The following is a 20,286-nucleotide window of genomic DNA, read 5'->3' on the forward strand; positions in this document are numbered from 1 at the left end:
ACCTCATATCTATTCTCATTAAAAATCTCATACTATTAATTAGAAAAATTTGAACAATAATAACACAAATAAAACAAGATAATTGTAAATTTATATATTATTTGCCACATATCATATTAACAATTCTACAAAATTTTTGTTAATCCTCTTTTTTGTTAAATAATATTCTTTCATTGCCAATACGTTTAGTTATCTTATTTTTGTCCATATATTCCATTAATGCAATCATTATTTTTCTACTTGTTTTTAACAAGTCTCTACCCTGAGCGACAGTTATAGAACCATTATTTTCAATATAGTTTATTATTAATTTTTGTATTTTTTTATATACTTCATTGTGAAAATAAATTTCATCATTAATTTTAATAATTATTCCCATTTCTACTAGTGCTTCAAAAACTTGATTTATATCTTTTACATCATAAGTCAATCCGCCAATAATTTCTTCTTTCTTTGGTGGATTAAAAGAATTACTGAAAAACATGTCTTCTATATTTTTCCTAATTTCAAGCTGAAAAGAGTTAAATTTTACCTCAAATTCTTTTATGCTTACATTTTCTAAAGTCTGTTTAATTATTTTTTTATCAATCATAATGTTTATTATACTTTCAGCTAACTTAGGTTTTATATTAGGAAAATATTTGCTTTTTATCTCTTCTTTAGGCATGCCCACCCTTAACGGATAATTTTTATGATATTTTATTAATTCATTTCTTATATTATTTTCCAAAAAGTCATAATAGGTTTTATGAATAATATATTTATCATTTAAAAGTTTCACTGTAACTACTTTACAGTCACATTCAAGTGTTTTTACAATGCTATTAACCTTATCTTCAGGTAAAACAGTATAAGTAGAAATATCTTTTATCGTAGGATATTCACTACTCCTATTTTTTATAATTTCTTCAATTATATCACTAATATTACCGCTTTCTTTAATCCTTAATTCATTTATAACCTGCTGATCATATTTTTTCCTCTTAGGTGGATTAGATTCAAGAACTTTTCCACCACCTATTGTAACCATAGGGGAATATGACCTTATAATAAATCTATCTCCTGGTTTAGCTACAATTTTATCTTCTAACCTTAATTGAGCATAACAGCTTTCACCTGCAGACAAATTCTCTTTATCTAAGAGTACAATTCTAAACAATACCTCATTGGTCCCAATATATAATCTAAGACGAGTTCTATCTTCTATTATTTTTTCACAACTCTGCAATAAATCTAGTTTTACATCAATCATCATAGTAGGTTGCATAGAATCAATAGGAGCTAAGACATTTCCCCTACTAATTTCTTCTTTTTTAACATCTGGAAGATTAATAGCAACTCTTTGTCCTGCATAAGCTTGTTTTTCATTTTTTCCATGAACTTGTATTGATCTTATTCTACTTTTTTTATTTCCAGGGAAAATCTGAACTTCATCTCCCAAACTAAATGTCCCAGAAATTAATGTTCCAGTTACTATAGTGCCAAATCCTGCTAAAGTAAATACTCTATCTATTGGAAGCCGTGGAACCAAAGTAATATCTCTATCAGGAACTTTATCTGTCATCTTATCTATAGTATTTACAATTTCATCAATTCCTACCCTATTAACAGAAGAAACTTGTATTATAGGACTATTTTCTAAAAAAGTACCTTTTAAATTTTCTTTTATCTCTTCAACTACTAGTTCTCTCCATTCTTCTTCAACTAAGTCAATTTTAGTTAAGGCTACTATTCCATTCTTAATACCCAATAAATTTAAAATATCTAAGTGCTCTTTTGTCTGGGGCATAACCCCTTCATCTGCAGCAATAACCAATATAACTATATCGATTCCTATCACACCGGCTAGCATATTTTTTATAAACTTCTCATGTCCAGGTACATCAATAATTCCTGCTCTTCTCCCACTAGGTAAATCAAAATAAGTAAACCCCAAATCTATTGAAATACCTCTTTTTTGCTCTTCCTTAAGCCTATCTGTATTCCTTCCTGTAATTGCCTTTATTAAGGTAGTTTTGCCATGGTCAATGTGTCCTGCAGTTCCAATAATAATATTTTTCATTTCACCACTCCTCTAAGCATTGTCTACAGCAAATTTTAAGCCCTCAGCAATAAGATTAAAATCTTTATCTTTTATTGTTCTTAAATCTAAATACATTTTCTCCTTATTAACTCTAACTATTATAGGTGTTCTAAAATTTCTTAAATTATTTTCTATAGAAACTAAGCTTTTCCCATAAAAAGAAATCTCTATTGCTTTGGTTGGTATGTTTTGAAGTGGCATTGCACCCCCGCCTACCTGGGAAAATTGATCAGCTATTCTTACTTGTATACTATCCACTTTATCTTTTATAACTTTTAGTAATTTTTCTGCTCTACTTTCAAGTTCATCTAAACTAAAAGTCATCATTCTTAACGTAGGTATTTCTTTTATCGCTTTTTCTTCGTCCAAGTATAATCTTAAGGTTGCTTCTAAAGCTGCTATAGTATATTTATCTATCCTTAATGCTCTATTTAAAGGGTGTTTTTTCATTATATCAATGTATTTTTTCTTACCAATTATTATACCTGCTTGAGGCCCCCCTAAAAGTTTGTCACCACTAAACGACACTATATCTACTCCTGCTTTTATAGACTCCTGAACTGTTGGTTCATGCTGAAGACCGTATTTAGACATATCAATTAACACACCACTGCCTATATCCTCTATAACAGGTATGTTTTTCTTTTGTCCAAGTTGAACTAATTTTTCTAATGCAACAGTTTCAGTAAATCCAAGTATTCTATAATTACTTGTATGTACTTTTAATAAAGCAGCAGTTTCCTCATTAATAGCATCTTCATAATCCCAAAGGTGAGTTTTATTTGTAGTACCAACTTCTATAAGTACTGCCCCACTTTGTTTCATAACATCTGGTACTCTAAAAGAACCTCCTATTTCTACTAGCTCTCCCCTAGAAACAATAACCTGTTTTTTATTAGCTATACTACTTAATATAAGCAATACTGCTGCACCGTTATTATTTACAACTAATGCTGACTCTGCACCTGTAATTTTAGTTATTATATCTTCTAAGTGGCTATACCTTGATCCTCTTTTTCCATTTTCCAAATCATACTCTAAATTAGAGTAATTAGTCATTACATCGATAATATGTCCAGTTATCTTTTCACTGATTAATGAACGACCTAGATTTGTATGGATTATTATTCCTGTTCCATTTATTACTTTCCTTAATTTGGGTTTAAGTTTGTTTTCTGTTCTATTACATATTAAATCTGGAATAATATTTAATTTCTTATCGAGTTCATCTTCTCTAATTATGCCCTTAGAAATATCATCTCTTATTTCATCAATTGTCTCTCTTATTGATTCAATTAATATATCTCTTGGGATATCCCCTGATTCTAACAATAACTTAATTTTTTTGTTCGCTAATATTTGATCAACTTTAGGCAGCCTTCTAAATAATTTACTTTTATCCATTTGATACCATCCTATCTTATTATTCTACTATTATTGGATATGCTTGTTTTTCAACAACTTCTCCTACTATTCCATATTCTACTGGACTGTTTTTCAATCCTTCAAGTAAAATATCAACATTATCTTTTTTTATAGAAATTAGTAATCCTCCAGAAGTTTGAGGATCAAATAAAATATCCTCCAATTCTTCTGAAATCTTGTTTCTCATATATGCTCTATCACCTATATATGCCTTATTAGAATAAGCACCTGCAGGAACAAGTCCCATTGAAGCAAAATCTAACGCTTCATTAATTACTGGTATTTTATTACTATAAATTTTAATAGTAACATCACTTGCTAAAGCCATCTCTAATCCATGACCTAATAATCCAAATCCAGTAATATCTGTACACCCATTCACTTCAGTTTTATCCATTGCATTTTTACCATATTTATTTAAGGTAGTCATTATCTTTACAGCTTTATCATATGTTTCTTTTTCAATCATTTGAGCTTTTATTGCAGTACTCAATATTCCAACTCCCAATGGTTTAGTTAGTACTAAAACATCTCCAGGCTTTGCACCCCTATTTGTTAATACCTTACTTGGATGCACAAATCCTGAAACAGATAAACCATACTTTGGCTCATCATCTTCAACAGAGTGTCCCCCAATTAAAAGAGCTCCTGCTTCCTTAACCTTTTTATATCCACCCTTTAATATTTCTGTTAAAACTCTTGGAGGTAAACAATTAGGAAAACATACTATATTCATTGCAAGCTTAGGTTCTCCTCCCATAGCATAAATATCACTTAGTGAATTAGTAGCAGCAATTTCTCCAAATGTAAATGGGTCATCAACTACAGGTGTAAAAAAGTCAAGAGTTTGAATTAACGCTGTATCTTCATTTATTTTATAGACAGCAGCGTCATCTGATGTATCTAAACCAACAATTAAATTATCATCATATACTTTTGGTAAATGACACAGAACCTGTGCCAAGGTATCAGGACCAATTTTAGCTGCTCACCCAGAACTTTTAGTTAACTCTGTCAATCTTTTATACTTTTCACTCATAATATCACTCCCTTATCTAATGGTTATTAATTCTTTTATTGCCTCATACTTTTTTTCACCAATGCCATCAACATTAGTTATTTCATCTATGCTTTCAAATTTCTTTTTCTTTCGATATTCTATTATCTTCTGTGCAGTTTTCTCTCCTATACCTGATAAACTTTCTAATTGTTCTTTCGTAGCAGTATTAATATTAATTTTTGCAGTCACGTTATTACCATTTTCTACATTATTATAATTAAACATACTTGGATTTAAGCCTTCCATTTGTAAATTTTCTACTTTTTTAGGGACATAAATTTTTTCTTCATCTGTCACTCTTTTAGCTAAGTTTATCATTTCTGGGCATGCATCTTCTTTTAGTCCTCCGGCTTTTTGTATCGCATCAAATACCCTTGCACCTTCTTCAAGTACTATTAATCCTGGTTTATTTACTTCACCACATACATGAACCATTATAGTCTTTTTGTCTTCTTCTAATTGATTATTATAAATATCAATATTTTTTAATTGTTCATTTTCAGTAATAACACCTTCATCATCAGCAAAATTATTAGCATCATAACTATTTGTTAAAAAAAATTTATATCCCAACATAAAAACTATAAATACGACTAGTATTAGTATAACTATTTGCTCTCTTTTTGTAAAGGAAACCATTCACATCATCCCTTTTCAATTTAATATAATTACTATATTCTACTATTATTTATATTTTCCTCTTTAATTCCTTTTCATTTCCATACCATACCTATATTCTATCTATATTTTTTAACAAAATACATGTTTTTTCTTAAAAAATGCATATTTTTTTGATATACTTAATTATAAATGTTTAATTCATATTTCAATTTAAAAAATTAATATACTAATTCATTGGAGTGATTTACATTGAAAAAAATAATAGTATTTTTACTAGTAACAATCTTATTACTAAACTCAACAAATTTTACATATGCTGATAAACCTGATATATCAGCTGAGGCTGCTATATTAATTGATGCAGAAACTGGTCAAATACTTTTTGAAAAAAATATTCATGAAAAATTGTATCCAGCTAGCACTACTAAAATAATGACTGGAATCTTAGCAATTGAAAATTGTGATTTAAATGAAATAGTAACAGTTGATGATAAAACTCCTTATGAAATTACAGGTTCTCACATAGCATTAGAACCCGGAGAACAGCTAACTTTAAAAGATTTGTTATATGCATTATTAATTGAATCTGCTAATGATGCAGCTGTTGTTATTGCAAAACATATTTCTGGTTCAGTAGAAAAATTTGCTGAACTCATGAATGATAAGGCTAAAGAAATAGGTGCTCTTAACACACATTTCGTTAACCCAAATGGATTACCTGATGAAAATCACGTCACAACTGCATATGACTTAGCTATGATTACAAAATATGCAATGAAAAATGAAATATTTAGAAATATTGTTAGTCAATATTCATATAAAATTGAACCAACTAATAAAAAAAGTGAACCTAGGTATTTAAAATCTTCAAATGAACTATTATATAGCAGTAAAAAAATAAATGTTGATGGAAATTGGGTAACTATAAAATATGATGGAGTTAATGGTGTAAAATCAGGTTACACAGATGCAGCAAGGCGTTGCTTAGTTACAAGTGCTACTAGAAATGGTCAAACTTTGATAAGTGTAGTACTTCGTACAAGTTCAAATGATGCCTATATAGATACTCATAAACTTTTAAATTATGGTTTTGATAATTTTAGTGACGTACAAGTAGCATTTAAAAATGAATTTATTAATAATATAGAAGTAGAAAATGGTGATATTCCTTTTGCAACATGTATAGTAGAAAATAATTTAAATGTTACAGTACCTATTGAAAAAATAGATCAAATTAAAAAAAATATCATAATGCCGTCTAAATTAAACTCTCCTATAACAAAAAATCAAGTAGTAGGAAGGATTGAATATACTCTAGATGAAGAAATATTAGGGACTGTAAATATAGTATCTGCAATTGAAGTTAATCAAAAACCAGTATATAAAGTTATAAATGATAGTAAAAATTCTATTTTAAAAAAATGGTGGTTTTGGGTAATAGCTTTAGGTGTTATATGGCGTGCAAGAATTGCTTATAAAAGATATAAACGTAAAAAAAGAAAAGTATCTGTTTTACATTATAACATAAATAATCATTAACAAAATTTCTGAAGATAACAGCTACCTGAAGAAATTGCATAATAAAGTATTACTTTATTATGCAATTTCATAAATTTATCTATTGTATCATATCCTTAACACTAACTTCATTTCCATCTATCCAAAGTCTCTCTAAATTGTAAAAATCTCTATCATTTTTATGAAAAACATGAACAATAACTTCACCAAAATCTAAAAGAATCCACCTTCCTTCCCTGTACCCTTCTTTGTGCCCTAATTTATACCCTTTTGCAAGTAGTTTATCTTCAATTTCATCTGCAATAGACATAACATGAGCAGTTGAATTTCCACTTAGTATTACAAAAAAATCAGTTATGTTCGTTATATGTGAAATATCAATTACTTTAATATTAAAAGCCTTCTTTTCATATGCAGTTTTTACTGCACATCTTAGTTTGTCATTTATTTCTGCCACTAATAATAACCTCCATTCTAAATTGTTAAATTTTTTAATACATTTAACAAATTTGCTTACATAAAATTAGTTTGCTTTTTCTTTAATTTCATTTATTAAATAGTTTCTAGCCTTAACCGTATTCATATGTATTAACTCACCTTTAGATAATATATATTTTAATACTTGGTCCATAGACAAAAGCATAGCCTTGTCCAAATCTGTATATGCAGTTTGTCTTATTTCTTCTAAGCCTAGAAGTTTTCTTCCTGGTTCAATATAATCAGATATATATATGATTTTTTCTAATAAAGTCATATTTTCTCTACCAGTAGTATGGTAATATATAGCATTAAGTATTTCTTGATCTTTAATTTTATAATATTTTTCAGCTATTGAAGCCCCTAATGGCCCATGTATTAATTGATAATTATTTTTCATAACATCATCCTGAATTATGCCAAATGTATCTGCCATTTTCAACAAAGTAGGTTTATCTTCTATTTTTCCACAGTCATGTAATAGACCTGCAATCTTAGCCTTTTCTTTGTCATAATTATATTTATCAGCTAAATCCACAGCTGTATTCATAACACCTATTGAATGCCTTAACCTTTTTTTGCCAATAGTTTTTTCTAGTTTATGGCATATCTCATCTAATTGCATAAAATTCCTCCCTTTTATATACATTCATTAGGTAATATTATTATATGTTATATAATTTATTTTTTCTAATATAGTCTTCTACAGCATTTGGTACTAGGTATTTAATTGATTTGCCATTTTTTAATCTTTCCCTTATCATAGTAGATGATATATTTAAATACATTGTTGAAATCACCTTTATTGAAGTGCCATAAGTCTTATAAAGGTTATCAATTTCTCTTTTTAACTTCTCATTATCATACCCTGGGCGAGATATTGCAACAAACTTACATTTTGTAAGTAATTCATCACTCTTTTTCCATTTTAAAATATGGAACACACTATCTGCCCCAATTATAAAATACAAATCTACATCATTTTTATAATAATTACTTAACTGATTAACTGTATCAATAGTATATGACTTTCCTGGTCTATTTATTTCAAGCATAGAGGTTTCAAATCGCGGATTATCAATTGTAGCAAGTAAAGTCATCGCATATCTATGCTTTGCTGACGTTATATATTCATTGTTTTTATGAGGCGGTATCCCAGTAGGAATGAAAATTATTTTATCCAAATTCATCTCTTCACGCACTTCCTCTGCTATTGCTAAGTGTCCTAAATGTATTGGATCAAAAGTTCCACCCATTATACCAATTTTTTTTAAGTTATTTGTGTTCATAAATAATTACCTCCAAAGTTACAATCATATTTATTATATATTATTTTTTCATATACTTAAAGTGGCTTATATCTATTACATTAAAACCCCTCTCTTCAAGGGGTTTTAATTAAGTCCAATAAATGTTTTTATTTCATCGATTTCTCTACCATTTTTGCAATTTACATATGCGACATCTTCTTCTTCAAAATTTTTAAAGTAAATGCTCAAACTATTATCCTTCTCGTATTCGTATCTTATACATCTATACCCATTATCGTATAATTTTTTTACTTTCTCCACATTATTAATCATCTTATAATCATCTCCTTTATAATTAATAATATTTATAGTATAAGGGCATGAAAATTTACATTGCACAAATATATTTTAATTAAAAATGAGATCGGAACAATTTCCAATCTCATGTATTTTACCCAACATACTATTTTTATATTATAAAGGAAGTTCAATTTTTTTATTATTTTTAGATTCTCTATATAAAACAAATTTATTGCCAATACTCTGAACAAATTCAGCCCCTGTACGTTTAGCTATATCATTTGCAGCCACTTTTGGATCAATTAAACTGTTGTTCAAAACATTTACTTTTATTAATTCTCTAGCTTCTAAAGCCTGATCTACTTGTATTATAAAATTCTCCGTAATACCGCCTTTACCTAATTGAAAAATAGGGTCTATTGAATTAGCTATTTTTTTTAAATAACTTCTTTGTTTTCCTGTTAACATTTTGCCACTCCCTTATTGCAATTATAATTATAATTCTATTTCTTTCCTTGATTGCCTCCTGTGGTCTTCGTAATTTTTAGTGCCTTTTTTCCATCCTAATCTCATCTTTTCCTGTGGCTTGTAATTTTCATTAATAACAAATTCTCCTTTTGCTAAGCAATAATATGTTTGTTGACTATTGTCTTTACAATTTCCACAATTCATACACTCCATCTTACGTTAACCTCCATAATTAATCAAAAAATTCAAATTCAAATCCACATATGCTTACAATATCATTATCCTTTATGCCACGTTTTTTTAGTTCATCTACAATTCCTTTCTTTTTCATTACTTTTTGAAAATATCTAAGTGAATCTATGTCATCAAAATTTGTCGAATAAATTAATCTTTCAATGAAATCTCCTTCAACAATATATCGATCATTTTCTTTCCTAACAACGAACTTATCTTTATCTACTTTAGGAGAATAATACTTTTTATTCTCCTCTATTTCATGAAAAATTTCCTCAGAATCAAGCTTATTAAGATTATTCCACATAGTAAACTTTAACTGTTCTACACCTTCTCTGGTAGCAGAAGATATCGCAATTAAATCATAACCTAATTTTTCAAATTCAACTTTTAATTCATTATAAGTATCCTTAGCACCAGGTATGTCAATTTTATTAGCAACAACTATTTGAGGTTTTTTCGCAAGTTTATCACTATATTGCTTAAGTTCCATGTTTATTTTATGAAAATCATCTAAGGGATTTCTACCTTCAGTCCCTGAAATATCAATAAGATGTACTAATAAACGTGTTCTTTCAATATGTCTCAAAAATTCATGACCTAGTCCTACTCCTTGGTGAGCACCTTCAATTAACCCTGGTATATCAGCAATCACAAAACTTTTACCTTCATCTATTTTTACTACACCTAAATTAGGAGATAAAGTTGTAAAATGATAATTAGCAATTTTAGGTCTAGCATCTGTAAGTACTGACAAAAGAGTTGATTTTCCAACATTAGGAAATCCTATGAGTCCAATATCTGCAATCAACTTAAGTTCTAAAATTATCCATCTTTCTTCTCCTTTTTCTCCAGCTTGTGCAAATCTAGGTGCTTGTCTAGTAGATGTTGCAAATTTAGCATTGCCTTTTCCACCTCTTCCGCCTTTAGCAACAACAAATCTCTCCTTATTCTTAACTAAATCATAAATAATCTTTCCACTTTCACTATCTTTAACTATAGTTCCTGGCGGAACTTTAAGTATCAAATCTTTTCCCTTCGAACCAAACTGATTTTTCCCTTTACCATCTTCACCCTTTTCAGCTTTATAATGTTTTTTATATCTAAAATCCATCAATGTTTTAATACCTTCATCTACTTCTAAAATTACACTGCCTCCATCTCCTCCATCTCCTCCAGCTGGCCCACCGGAAGGCTCATATTTTTCTCGTCTAAAAGCAACAGCACCATTCCCACCATTGCCGCCTTTAACAAAAATTTTAACTACATCTATAAACATATATATCATCCTTATTGTTAATTATATTTTTATTATACCAACAATGATACTTGTGTCAATTATATTTATTAGTATTTTCTTTAATTAAAAATTTTACTCATAAATAAAAACCTACCTGCATAGGTAGGTTTATTTTGCACTTGCTGCAATTTCTTCCTTTGAATAAATACTTACTTGCTTTTTATTTTTACCTTTTCTCTCAAATTTAACTATGCCATCTACTTTAGCAAACAAAGTATCATCTCCACCCTTACCTACATTTACACCAGGATGTATCTTAGTTCCTCTTTGTCTAACTAAAATATTACCTGCTAATACAAATTGGCCATCAGCTCTCTTTACACCAAGCCTTTTTGATTCACTATCACGGCCATTCCTAGAACTACCAACACCTTTTTTATGAGCAAATAATTGTAAATTTAATTTAATCATCTCTTTACACCTCCCCATACTCGAGAGTAATATATTCAGGATAAGATTTTCTTACTTCTTTGACACCTAATTCTAAAGTTCGCAATACAATATTAGCACTATCTCTTTGAGCTCTAGAAATCTTATCAACAAGAGAGACATTCATATAGCCTATCTTCTCGTCAATCTCATAAAATAAATCTTTTTCTTCTATTTTGCAAACTTTATTCAAAGAAATAAGAGCCGTCTGAGATAAAACAGATATAGCTGCACATACGATATCTTTTCCAGATACATCGTATCCAGCATGTCCTTTTACCATATATCCAACAATATTTTCATGCTTATCTTTATAAATTTTAAATTTAATCATAGAATAACACTACCCAATAATTTTATCAATTCTTACCTTTGTATAAGGTTGTCTATGTCCTTGTTTCCTTCTATAGTCCTTCTTAGCTTTATACTTAAATACAATAATCTTTTTGCTTTTACCTTGTTCTACAATTGTTCCTTCTACAGCTGCTCCTTCTACCAGTGGTTTCCCAACCTTTAATTGTCCGTCATTAGAAATGAGCAAGATTTTATCAAATTTAACTAAGTCTCCATCATTTCCTTTGATTTTTTCAACAAGAATAGTGTTTCCTTCTTCAACTTTATACTGTTTTCCACCTGTTTCTATTATAGCATACATTATAATTACACCTCCTCTATCCAGTCTCGCCAGTATAAGGTACCGAAGTTTATAAACCCACACTGCGCGGCTACTTACAAAACAAGATTTTATCAAAAATATTATGATTTGTCAACTATTTGAAAAGTAATCTTTTAATTTATTTTGTATAATTAGAGAAGTTCTATGATTTAATATTTATAGACTTTTTTTATTATAGATTCTTTTATCTATACATAGCAAAATCTGCAACTTCTATTTCTATATCATTTAATCCTAATTTATCAGATTCTAATATGTTTAATCTAGCATTATAAGATTTTTCAATAATATTAATAGCTTCTCCATATTCTTCTAAAATTGAATTTCTCACTAATGGGTTTAATAATACAGTCATATTTTTTAAAGTTTTAATTTTCTGCATTTCTTTTAGTTTATTTTCAATCTTTCCAATTATTGTACTAGGAGAATACACTTTGCCTTTGCCTTCACAAAATGGACATTCTGTCAAAGTCTTGGAAGCTAGTCGTCTTCTAATTTTCTTTCTAGTCATTTCGACAAGTCCTAACTGTGTCATACCTAATACTGTACATTTTGTTCTATCTTTTTGTAATTCTTTTTCAAGACAATCTAAAACTAATTTTTCATCTTCACTATAATTCATATCAATAAAATCAATTATTATTATACCACTAATATTTCTAAGCCTTAACTGTCTAGCTATTTCTTTGGCAGCTTCCATATTAGTTTTTAACACCGTATCTTCTAAATTTATGCTTCCTATATACTTTCCAGTATTAACATCTATTGAAGTTAACGCTTCAGTTTCATCTATGACTATGTATCCTCCGCTTTTCAACCACACTTTTCTGTCTAGAATATGATTTATAAGTGGTTGAATGTTAAAATATTGAAATATATTTTGTTTCATATCAAAGAGTTCAATTCTAGAACTTAAATCAGGCGATATCATATTTGCTAACTCTAATATACTTTTATATTTTTCAACATTATTAATAATAATATTTTTTGTTGATTTATTTAGCATATCTCTTACTACTCTCTCCACAAGATCCATATCTTTATAAATAACTTTAGGAGCTGATCCCAATTTACTTTGATTTTGTATTTTATTGAACAATGCTAATAAAAAATTTATATCAGATTCAAAATCTTGAGCACTCATACCCTCTGCTGCAGTTCTAATAATTACTCCCATTCCTTTTGGCTTTAACTGTTCAGCTAATTGTTTTAATCTCATTCTTTCAGCTTGATCTGTTATACGTCTTGATATTCCAACATAATCAGTAAATGGAGTTAATACTATATATCTACCTGGTAAAGTAATATGAGTAGTAATTCTAGCCCCTTTAGTTCCAGATGGTTCTTTTGATACTTGTACTATTATCTCTTGACCTTGTTTTAATACATCGCATATGGAAATTTCCTTTAAGTTTATGTCTCTATTTAGCAACATTTCCTTAGGCAATGCATCTCTTACATAAAGAAAAGAATTTTTCTTAAGTCCTATATCAACAAAAGCTGCCTGCATACCTGGTAAAACATTTACAACTCGTCCCTTATATATATTACCTACAGTTTTACTACCATTATATCTTTCTACATAAAACTCTACTAACTCATTATCCTCTAAAACAGCAACCCTATCCTCAAATACACCAACATCAACTATTATCTGATTCATAAAACCTCTCCCAAAACTCAATTTGTTATTTTACATTACTGGATAAAGTAAACCCTCATTACTTTCTAAAAATAACTCAAGCCGATGTATTTTTAAAGACTCTAAATCCATATCTATATCTGTATTTTCTTTTAATGCTCTAATAAATACATCTGGCTTTAAATTACCTTTGCTCCCCGTCATTAAAATTGACTTTAATATTATTTTATTTTCTTCTATACTCAAAATATCAATATCTTTAATTTTATTTCTTATATTTTCTTCTGATTTAATATTTCTATTTTTTTTCTTTTTTTCCTTTATTATAATTATGACATTCTTAGATAAAAATTTTTCTATTTCGTCTTTAATTGAAAATTTATCTAAGTTAGTTAATATTTTGACTTCAAATATATAAGAAGACCACCTAATAAGAGACATTATAGATTTTGAATTATTAACATATCTCGCTTTATAAATATTTATTCCCTCAGGTAATACATCATTCATTTTATTAATAAAATGACTTGCATCCATTTCTTCAACTAATTCTATATCTGCATATTCAGCATCACTAGAAACTCCCAAAGGTAATGCAGTAGCAAATGAGAATTTAGGGTGAGGATTGAATCCTTGACTATATTTAACACCTATATTTCCTCTCCTAAAAGCTCTTTGAAATAGCCTCATTAAATCTAAATGAGAAATATACTTTAAATCTGATTTTTTACTAAATTTAACTCTTAATGTTGGCATCACATACACCACCTTCAAATGTATTGCTAATTCCACACCCAGTACAACCCAATCTACAATCTCTAGTTGTTTCACCGTTTTTCGATTTCTCATTTTCCTTAATAAGATATGACTTTGAAACACCTATGTCAATAAAATCCCAAGGTAGTACCTCATTGTAATCTCTAGATCTATTTGCATAAAAATAAGGGCTTACATTTACTTCTTCAAAAGCTTCTATCCATTTTTTATAATAAAATTGATCTCCCCACCCATCAAATTTACAACCTTTTTCCCATGCTTTAATAATAACATCACATAATTTTCTATCTCCTCTAGCAAGTATAGCTTCAAGAAAGCTAGCTTTAGGATCATGATAGTTGTAAGTTATTTTTTTATCCTTAATACTATTCTTTAAAATATCTATTTTTTTATAAAAATCTTCTACAGTATCTTGAGGATACCACTGAAAAGGAGTAAATGGTTTAGGAACAAAGCATGATGTACTAACTGTAACATTCAAATTACCTTTCCTTTTTCCCTTTGGTAATTTAAAAAACATATCTTTTATTTTATAAGCGATCTCCTTAATACCAATAATATCTTCAAATTCTTCAGTAGGTAACCCAATCATAAAATATAACTTAACTGTTGACCAGCCTAGATTAAAAGCCTCACTAACTGGACCAAATATATCATCTTCTTTTATCCCCTTATTTATAACATCTCTAAGCCTTTGAGTTCCTGCTTCAGGTGCAAAAGTTAATCCAGATTTTCTTATCTTTTGAATTTCTTCCAAAACTTCATTTGAAATAGAATCTAATCTTAGAGAAGGTAACGATAAAGAAATATTTTTATCTTTATACTTATTAACTAGTTTCATTACTAGTTCTTCCAAGTTAGAATAATCACCTGTACTAAGAGAAGATAAAGATAACTCCTCATATCCAGTAGATGAAATTAACTTTTCTGCAAAATCCATTAATTTATCAATATTTTTCTCCCTTACAGGTCGATATATCATACCAGCTTGACAAAATCTACATCCTCTAGTACATCCCCTAAATATTTCCAAAACTATTCTATCATGAACTGTTTCTATATAAGGTACAATAAACTTTTCAGGAAAATATACCTCATTAAAATTCTTAATAATCCTCTTTTTAATTTTGTTAGGAGCTTCAGCCATATTAGGTATCATTTCCTTTATTGTTCCATCATCATTATAAACAATATCATAAAATCTAGGTACATACACTCCTTGGATTTTACTTATGTCTTTTAAAAATTCTAATTTATTATCTCCTCCATTTTTCCATTCTCTATACATATTTAATATTTCAAATATTACCTCTTCAGCTTCACCTATGATAAAAAAGTCAAATATATCTGCCAATGGTTCCGGATTATAAACACAAGGACCCCCTCCTATAATAAAAGGGTCATCCTCCCCTCTATCCTTAGATAGTATAGGTATATTTCCTAAATTTAACATATTGACAATGTTAGTATAGCTCATTTCATACTGCAGCGTAAATCCAACAAAGTCAAAATTCTTAATCGGTTCTTTAGTTTCCAAAGAAAATAAAGGAATGTTATTTTCCCTCATAATATTTTCCATATCAATCCATGGAGCAAAAACTCTTTCACATCCAACATCTTTGATATTATTTAGTAAATTATACATAATATGTAAGCCTAAATGAGACATACCTATTTCATATATATCTGGAAAAGCAAAAGCAAACCTTATATTTACCTCATTTTTATCCTTTATTATGCTATTTATTTCCTTACCTATATATCTAGCTGGTTTCTCCACATTAAGTAATATTTTATCAAGCAAATCAGCATTTATCATAAAAACCACCTTTCATATTTCTCCTTAGTATTGTATTTCAAATATTATTTTACCACTTTTTATCGTTAAATAATAGTTCTTCTAATGTTATATCCATTCCAAATTTGGTTATTCCTCTTAAAATCTCATTTTCTGATAGTTCTTCAACTATTTCTCCCTTGTAATCAATAACAATTATTATATGATAGCAATCTGGTAAAAATTTATCTACAATCTCACTAATTTTAGCTGTCTGCAATCCAGCTAAAATACGAACTTTCATTATCCTCTTTTCTAGTATTTTTTTTCTACATAACATTAAATCTTTAGAGAAAATAATAGCTGCCATGCTCATTTCTTTTTTGGCAGCTAACAAAAGAAAAATTGAAAATGATAATAGTATAACTATATTAGATAAATCAGATACTTTAATAAAAGCATAAACAATCAAAAAAAAAGCTATGAAATATGTCATAAATGATAAGATACGAGTAGCATTCTTAAATCCTATACTTCCTGATAAAACAGCCCTTAATATTCTTCCACCATCAAGTGGGAATATAGGAAGTAAGTTAATAATAAACATAGTCATATTTAATTGAATAATAAACCTAGTAATATAATTATCAATTAAATAAGTTTTTATTAGTAAAAATAGTAGTAAAATTATCATATTGCTTAAAGGTCCTATTGCAGCAATAAAAATTTCATTTGCCCTATCACAACCTAACATAGTATCAAATTTAGCAATTCCTCCAAATGGGAAAATTTCTATTTCCCTTATATTAAATCCGCGTATTTTTGCTACTATTCCATGAGATAATTCATGTACCAAAACACAAATTAAAATAATTAATACCTCAGCAGTATATCCAATTAATGAAAATATAATTATTATAATAATTGCTATCAAATTTATTTTTATATTTATATTGCCCAGTTTAAACAAGTCCATGAAGACACGTCCTCAATCTAAATTCTAGATTTACTATATTGATTATCAAAAATAGTTAAAGGATCTATAGGTTTACCTTCTTTCCAAATTTCAAAATGAAATATATTTTGTCCATTACCTGACTTAATTAGTGTACCTATTTTTTCTCCTGTAGTAACAGTGTCTCCTTCCTTTAATAAAATTTCATCCATCATACAATATACAGCATTTACATCTTCATGATTTATTATTATGTATTTGTCATAAATTTTATTTACTCCAATTTCAATAACTTCTCCATTACCAATAGAATATACAGAATAGTCGGTAGCAATTATATCTATTCCTCGATGAAATAATGTAACTCCATTATTTTTCTTTTCTTCACCAAACTTCTGATATACCCTCCCTTCAATAGGAATTACATATTTATCATTTGCTCTTTCATCTTCAAAAAAAACTGACTTAACTTTTTCTGGCCAACTACTTAAGTTTTTTGCAAAATTTATAACCTCTTTACTAACATCTTTCATATCATAATTATAATTTATAGTATTGTTAATTATTTCTATGACCCTGTCTGTAGGTTTAGTATCAACTTTTTTTAAGAATATTACCACTATTACGATAATAATACTTATTAATATTTTCTTTAATAACTTACTCTGTCCATTTTTAGTTTTAGTATAACCATATGGTCTTTTACTCTTTATATTTCTATTAAAATTACCATAATAATTTTTTACTGACATTTTACCACCTACCCACCAATTTTAATATATAATTATTATTTGTTAATTAAATTTATTACAAAATTATATATTAATAATATGAAATTAGAGCATTAAGCACAAAAAAGCAAAAAAGATAGTGACTTAATGTCGCTACCCTTTTAATAAAATTCTTTTATTTAACTAGTTTTAATTCATAATTATTCTACATGTTACTCCTACATCTATCAATTCATATAACAATAATATAATTTTTAAAGTTTATTTCTAATATATATTAATTTCCTTTCATAACCATTCTCCAATCCATATCTCCTCTCTCCATAGCTTTAATCAAGATTTCTGCAGTGGCTATATTAGTAGCTATAGGAATACAATGCACATCACTTAACCTCATTAAAGCTAGAATATCTGGCTCATGAGGTTGAGCAGTTAATGGATCTCTTAAAAAAATTATTATGTCTATTTCATTTGAAGCTACCTTAGCACCAATTTGTTGATCTCCCCCTAATGGCCCTGATAAATATCTGTGAACATTTAGTCCAGTAGCTTGTTGTATTATTTTCCCAGTTGTCCCGGTTGCATAAATATTGTGTTTTTCCAATATGTTTTTATAAGCCAACGTAAAATTAACCATCTGCTCCTTTTTTTTGTCATGAGCTATTAAAGCTATATTCATATAATGCCTCCTATTCTATATTAGGATTGATATTTTTTAACTTATTTTGTTGCATTATCTTTCATTTTAACAATAGGTATATTTGCTATTAAAGCTGGGATTGGCATATTATCACTTTCTCTTCTTGTCCTCGTAAATTTAATATCTAACCCTTCCTCATCAATTACCATATAATCTGATATAACTCTAATTATATCTCCCTTAATCATCTCTAAAAAACGAGGAGAAACATTTGCTCTGTCATGAATAAGAACAAGTTTTAATCGTTCTTTAGCAACATTTTTGCTATTGTTATTTTTCCCAAATACTTTAAATAAATCCAACTTCACTCCTCCCTCTTTTATTTCCCAAATAATATTTTTCTAAGCTTTGATAATACTCCTTCATCTGCTTCTAAATCAAGTAATGGTACATCTTCTCCTAATATCCTTTTTGTAATATTTTTAAAAGCTTGACCTGACAAAGTTTTCTCATCAGCTATTACTGGTTCTCCCCTATTAGTTGATATTACTATGGCTTCATCATCTGGAACTATTCCTAACAAATCTATAGCAAGAATATCAATCATATCATCTATATTCATCATATCTCCTTTTTTTACCATTTCTTGTCTGATCCTGTTAATGATAAGTTTAGGATTATGCAAGCCTTTAGCTTCTAACAATCCTATTATTCTATCAGCATCTCTAACAGCAGAAATTTCAGGAGTAGTTACTACAATAGCTTTATCAGCTCCAGCTATTGCATTTTGAAAACCTTGTTCAATTCCGGCTGGACAATCAATTAATACATAATCAAAAGATTTTTTTAATTCTCCACATAGCTCATACATCTGTTGTGGTGTAACAGCAGTCTTATCTCTAGTTTGAGCTGCAGGCAAAAGATACAAGCCTTCAAACCTTTTATCTCTAATAAGTCCTTGCTTTAATCTACACACTTTTTCAACAACATCAACTATATCATAAACTATTCTATTTTCAAGGCCCATTACTACATCTAAGTTTCTCAATCCTATATCAGCATCAACAACTACTACCTTTTTATTCTCCATAGCAAGACCAGCACCAATATTCGCGGTAGTAGTAGTTTTGCCTACACCACCTTTACCAGAAGTTATAACTATTACATCTCCCATAAATTCAGCCTCCTATAATTTATTTTTTAAGAATGCTTCTACCACTACATCACCATTGACTATTCTGGCAATTTCTGGTTGATTTGATGGAATAGCTTCCCCATCCGGAGGTCTAGAAATTATGTCAGCTATTCTAAGTTGAGTAGGCTGTAAATTGAAAGCTGCAACTATAGCTTCCCTATTGCCATCATTGCCAGCATGAGCAATGCCCCTCAAGTTACCCATCACGATAATATTTCCCTTTGCAGATACAATAGCTCCTGGGTTAACATCTCCAAAAATTACAATATTTCCATCATACTTTATGACCTGCCCAGATCTTACAGTAGTTTTTAAAAATTTAGTTTTTCCTTCATGTATGCCTTCAAAATATCCCTCTTTATTAATTTTACTATCTTTGTCAGTATTTAAATTAACTATATCATTTGTTTCAACAGCTATATCATACTTATATTTTATTATACCTGATAATTCTTTTTTTTCATCAGCAGTTAATTTTTTACCTCTAAAGTTTACTACTTTACCTCCTTTAAAAAAAGCTCCTGACTGCTGAAGTTTAAGTTCAAGTTCATTTTTTATTTGTTGAAAGCTTCCTTCTTTGATATATATATATATACCTTCTTTGTTTCCTTTAAATGCTACTAAATTTTGTGCCATAATTTAACCTCCATTACATCTGCAACAATATTACCATTAGTTTAATATTCTATATTATTAAAATAAATCCTTCTTAATTTATCTAAAAAAAT

24 protein-coding genes are annotated in these 20,286 nt (G+C 28.6%); 1 reads left to right on the top strand and 23 read right to left on the bottom strand.

The annotated features are described in order from the left end of the window. Window positions 1-139: 139 nt before the first annotated feature. Genes selB through ACZ41D_RS09875 form a run of 4 tightly spaced genes read right to left on the bottom strand, consistent with a single transcriptional unit; the run spans window position 140 to window position 5,207 of the window. Window positions 140-2,062: a selenocysteine-specific translation elongation factor gene (gene selB / locus ACZ41D_RS09860; RefSeq protein ID WP_464151267.1), complete on the bottom strand. Its 1,923-nt coding sequence runs from the start codon at window positions 2,060-2,062 to the stop codon at window positions 140-142. Between the two features lie 12 nt (window positions 2,063-2,074). Next, window positions 2,075-3,487 (bottom strand): L-seryl-tRNA(Sec) selenium transferase, encoded by a 1,413-nt coding sequence (gene selA / locus ACZ41D_RS09865; protein ID WP_464151268.1) that lies wholly within the window; start codon window positions 3,485-3,487, stop codon window positions 2,075-2,077. A 19-nt stretch (window positions 3,488-3,506) separates the two neighbouring features. Further along, window positions 3,507-4,547 carry a selenide, water dikinase SelD gene (selD, locus tag ACZ41D_RS09870; RefSeq protein WP_464151269.1) on the bottom strand — a complete coding sequence of 347 codons (1,041 nt, stop codon included), beginning with the start codon at window positions 4,545-4,547 and terminating at the stop codon, window positions 3,507-3,509. Window positions 4,548-4,559: 12 nt separating this feature from the next. Then, window positions 4,560-5,207, bottom strand: a complete 648-nt coding sequence (locus tag ACZ41D_RS09875; RefSeq protein WP_464151270.1) for a DUF655 domain-containing protein — start codon at window positions 5,205-5,207, stop codon at window positions 4,560-4,562. A gap of 231 nt (window positions 5,208-5,438) precedes the next feature. Here ACZ41D_RS09875 and ACZ41D_RS09880 point away from each other — a divergent pair, with 231 nt between their 5' ends. Beyond that, the gene (locus tag ACZ41D_RS09880) at window positions 5,439-6,728 is read left to right on the top strand and encodes a D-alanyl-D-alanine carboxypeptidase family protein (RefSeq protein ID WP_464151271.1); all 1,290 of its coding nucleotides are present in this window, start codon (window positions 5,439-5,441) and stop codon (window positions 6,726-6,728) included. 79 nt (window positions 6,729-6,807) lie between these two features. On the opposite strand, the gene rsfS is transcribed toward ACZ41D_RS09880, so the two are convergent. From rsfS to minC, 19 genes are all read right to left on the bottom strand, one after another. Beyond that, window positions 6,808-7,164 (bottom strand): ribosome silencing factor, encoded by a 357-nt coding sequence (rsfS, locus tag ACZ41D_RS09885; protein WP_464151272.1) that lies wholly within the window; start codon window positions 7,162-7,164, stop codon window positions 6,808-6,810. A 66-nt stretch (window positions 7,165-7,230) separates the two neighbouring features. Beyond that, entirely contained in the window at window positions 7,231-7,809 is a 579-nt protein-coding gene (gene yqeK, locus ACZ41D_RS09890) for a bis(5'-nucleosyl)-tetraphosphatase (symmetrical) YqeK (protein ID WP_464151273.1), read from the bottom strand. 40 nt (window positions 7,810-7,849) lie between these two features. Beyond that, a complete protein-coding gene (gene nadD / locus ACZ41D_RS09895; RefSeq protein ID WP_464151274.1) occupies window positions 7,850-8,473 on the bottom strand; it encodes a nicotinate-nucleotide adenylyltransferase in 624 nt (207 codons plus the stop codon). Between the two features lie 105 nt (window positions 8,474-8,578). After that, window positions 8,579-8,767 (bottom strand): hypothetical protein, encoded by a 189-nt coding sequence (locus ACZ41D_RS09900; RefSeq protein ID WP_464151275.1) that lies wholly within the window; start codon window positions 8,765-8,767, stop codon window positions 8,579-8,581. 141 nt (window positions 8,768-8,908) lie between these two features. Further along, window positions 8,909-9,202 carry a ribosome assembly RNA-binding protein YhbY gene (yhbY, locus tag ACZ41D_RS09905; RefSeq protein WP_464151276.1) on the bottom strand — a complete coding sequence of 98 codons (294 nt, stop codon included), beginning with the start codon at window positions 9,200-9,202 and terminating at the stop codon, window positions 8,909-8,911. A 27-nt stretch (window positions 9,203-9,229) separates the two neighbouring features. Continuing rightward, window positions 9,230-9,415 (bottom strand): hypothetical protein, encoded by a 186-nt coding sequence (locus ACZ41D_RS09910; RefSeq protein WP_464151277.1) that lies wholly within the window; start codon window positions 9,413-9,415, stop codon window positions 9,230-9,232. 19 nt (window positions 9,416-9,434) lie between these two features. Continuing rightward, on the bottom strand, window positions 9,435-10,715 hold the full coding sequence (gene obgE, locus ACZ41D_RS09915; protein WP_464151278.1) for a GTPase ObgE: 1,281 nt from the start codon (window positions 10,713-10,715) through the stop codon (window positions 9,435-9,437). Between the two features lie 129 nt (window positions 10,716-10,844). After that, window positions 10,845-11,147, bottom strand: a complete 303-nt coding sequence (gene rpmA, locus ACZ41D_RS09920; RefSeq protein WP_464151279.1) for a 50S ribosomal protein L27 — start codon at window positions 11,145-11,147, stop codon at window positions 10,845-10,847. Window positions 11,148-11,151: 4 nt separating this feature from the next. Beyond that, on the bottom strand, window positions 11,152-11,499 hold the full coding sequence (locus ACZ41D_RS09925; RefSeq protein ID WP_464151280.1) for a ribosomal-processing cysteine protease Prp: 348 nt from the start codon (window positions 11,497-11,499) through the stop codon (window positions 11,152-11,154). 9 nt (window positions 11,500-11,508) lie between these two features. Then, window positions 11,509-11,820: a 50S ribosomal protein L21 gene (gene rplU / locus ACZ41D_RS09930; protein WP_464151281.1), complete on the bottom strand. Its 312-nt coding sequence runs from the start codon at window positions 11,818-11,820 to the stop codon at window positions 11,509-11,511. 205 nt (window positions 11,821-12,025) lie between these two features. Continuing rightward, window positions 12,026-13,504 carry an Rne/Rng family ribonuclease gene (locus tag ACZ41D_RS09935; RefSeq protein WP_464151282.1) on the bottom strand — a complete coding sequence of 493 codons (1,479 nt, stop codon included), beginning with the start codon at window positions 13,502-13,504 and terminating at the stop codon, window positions 12,026-12,028. A 30-nt stretch (window positions 13,505-13,534) separates the two neighbouring features. After that, entirely contained in the window at window positions 13,535-14,239 is a 705-nt protein-coding gene (locus ACZ41D_RS09940) for a TIGR03936 family radical SAM-associated protein (protein ID WP_464151283.1), read from the bottom strand. Beyond that, entirely contained in the window at window positions 14,220-16,079 is a 1,860-nt protein-coding gene (locus ACZ41D_RS09945; RefSeq protein WP_464151284.1) for a TIGR03960 family B12-binding radical SAM protein, read from the bottom strand. Before ACZ41D_RS09945 ends, ACZ41D_RS09940 begins: the two co-directional genes overlap by 20 nt. Window positions 16,080-16,128: 49 nt before the next feature. Further along, window positions 16,129-17,013, bottom strand: a complete 885-nt coding sequence (locus tag ACZ41D_RS09950) for a M50 family metallopeptidase (RefSeq protein WP_464151285.1) — start codon at window positions 17,011-17,013, stop codon at window positions 16,129-16,131. A 17-nt stretch (window positions 17,014-17,030) separates the two neighbouring features. After that, window positions 17,031-17,744: a M23 family metallopeptidase gene (locus ACZ41D_RS09955; protein ID WP_464151286.1), complete on the bottom strand. Its 714-nt coding sequence runs from the start codon at window positions 17,742-17,744 to the stop codon at window positions 17,031-17,033. Window positions 17,745-18,000: 256 nt separating this feature from the next. Then, complete coding sequence (mgsA, locus tag ACZ41D_RS09960) at window positions 18,001-18,402, bottom strand: methylglyoxal synthase (protein ID WP_464151287.1); 402 nt, start codon at window positions 18,400-18,402, stop codon at window positions 18,001-18,003. 41 nt (window positions 18,403-18,443) lie between these two features. Next, window positions 18,444-18,725, bottom strand: coding sequence for a cell division topological specificity factor MinE (minE, locus tag ACZ41D_RS09965; RefSeq protein WP_464151288.1), 282 nt, complete (start codon window positions 18,723-18,725; stop codon window positions 18,444-18,446). Window positions 18,726-18,742: 17 nt separating this feature from the next. Continuing rightward, window positions 18,743-19,537, bottom strand: a complete 795-nt coding sequence (minD, locus tag ACZ41D_RS09970; RefSeq protein ID WP_464151289.1) for a septum site-determining protein MinD — start codon at window positions 19,535-19,537, stop codon at window positions 18,743-18,745. A 12-nt stretch (window positions 19,538-19,549) separates the two neighbouring features. Further along, window positions 19,550-20,194 (bottom strand): septum site-determining protein MinC, encoded by a 645-nt coding sequence (gene minC, locus ACZ41D_RS09975; protein WP_464151290.1) that lies wholly within the window; start codon window positions 20,192-20,194, stop codon window positions 19,550-19,552. Between the last annotated feature and the right edge of the window lie 92 nt (window positions 20,195-20,286).

It is taken from the genome of Brassicibacter thermophilus, from assembly GCF_055378355.1.

Coding starts and splice junctions, on each gene's coding strand:
- ACZ41D_RS09955 (WP_464151286.1), bottom strand. CDS start 17,744: ATGTCAGTAAAAAATTATTATGGTAATTTTAATAGAAATATAAAGAGT.
- selB (WP_464151267.1), bottom strand. CDS start 2,062: ATGAAAAATATTATTATTGGAACTGCAGGACACATTGACCATGGCAAA.
- ACZ41D_RS09910 (WP_464151277.1), bottom strand. CDS start 9,415: ATGGAGTGTATGAATTGTGGAAATTGTAAAGACAATAGTCAACAAACA.
- ACZ41D_RS09935 (WP_464151282.1), bottom strand. CDS start 13,504: ATGAATCAGATAATAGTTGATGTTGGTGTATTTGAGGATAGGGTTGCT.
- ACZ41D_RS09940 (WP_464151283.1), bottom strand. CDS start 14,239: ATGCCAACATTAAGAGTTAAATTTAGTAAAAAATCAGATTTAAAGTAT.
- yqeK (WP_464151273.1), bottom strand. CDS start 7,809: ATGCAATTAGATGAGATATGCCATAAACTAGAAAAAACTATTGGCAAA.
- obgE (WP_464151278.1), bottom strand. CDS start 10,715: ATGTTTATAGATGTAGTTAAAATTTTTGTTAAAGGCGGCAATGGTGGG.
- mgsA (WP_464151287.1), bottom strand. CDS start 18,402: ATGAATATAGCTTTAATAGCTCATGACAAAAAAAAGGAGCAGATGGTT.
- selA (WP_464151268.1), bottom strand. CDS start 3,487: ATGGATAAAAGTAAATTATTTAGAAGGCTGCCTAAAGTTGATCAAATA.
- rplU (WP_464151281.1), bottom strand. CDS start 11,820: ATGTATGCTATAATAGAAACAGGTGGAAAACAGTATAAAGTTGAAGAA.
- ACZ41D_RS09900 (WP_464151275.1), bottom strand. CDS start 8,767: ATGATTAATAATGTGGAGAAAGTAAAAAAATTATACGATAATGGGTAT.
- rpmA (WP_464151279.1), bottom strand. CDS start 11,147: ATGATTAAATTAAATTTACAATTATTTGCTCATAAAAAAGGTGTTGGT.
- yhbY (WP_464151276.1), bottom strand. CDS start 9,202: ATGTTAACAGGAAAACAAAGAAGTTATTTAAAAAAAATAGCTAATTCA.
- ACZ41D_RS09945 (WP_464151284.1), bottom strand. CDS start 16,079: ATGATAAATGCTGATTTGCTTGATAAAATATTACTTAATGTGGAGAAA.
- nadD (WP_464151274.1), bottom strand. CDS start 8,473: ATGAACACAAATAACTTAAAAAAAATTGGTATAATGGGTGGAACTTTT.
- minC (WP_464151290.1), bottom strand. CDS start 20,194: ATGGCACAAAATTTAGTAGCATTTAAAGGAAACAAAGAAGGTATATAT.
- ACZ41D_RS09925 (WP_464151280.1), bottom strand. CDS start 11,499: ATGATTAAATTTAAAATTTATAAAGATAAGCATGAAAATATTGTTGGA.
- ACZ41D_RS09875 (WP_464151270.1), bottom strand. CDS start 5,207: ATGGTTTCCTTTACAAAAAGAGAGCAAATAGTTATACTAATACTAGTC.
- ACZ41D_RS09950 (WP_464151285.1), bottom strand. CDS start 17,013: ATGGACTTGTTTAAACTGGGCAATATAAATATAAAAATAAATTTGATA.
- minD (WP_464151289.1), bottom strand. CDS start 19,537: ATGGGAGATGTAATAGTTATAACTTCTGGTAAAGGTGGTGTAGGCAAA.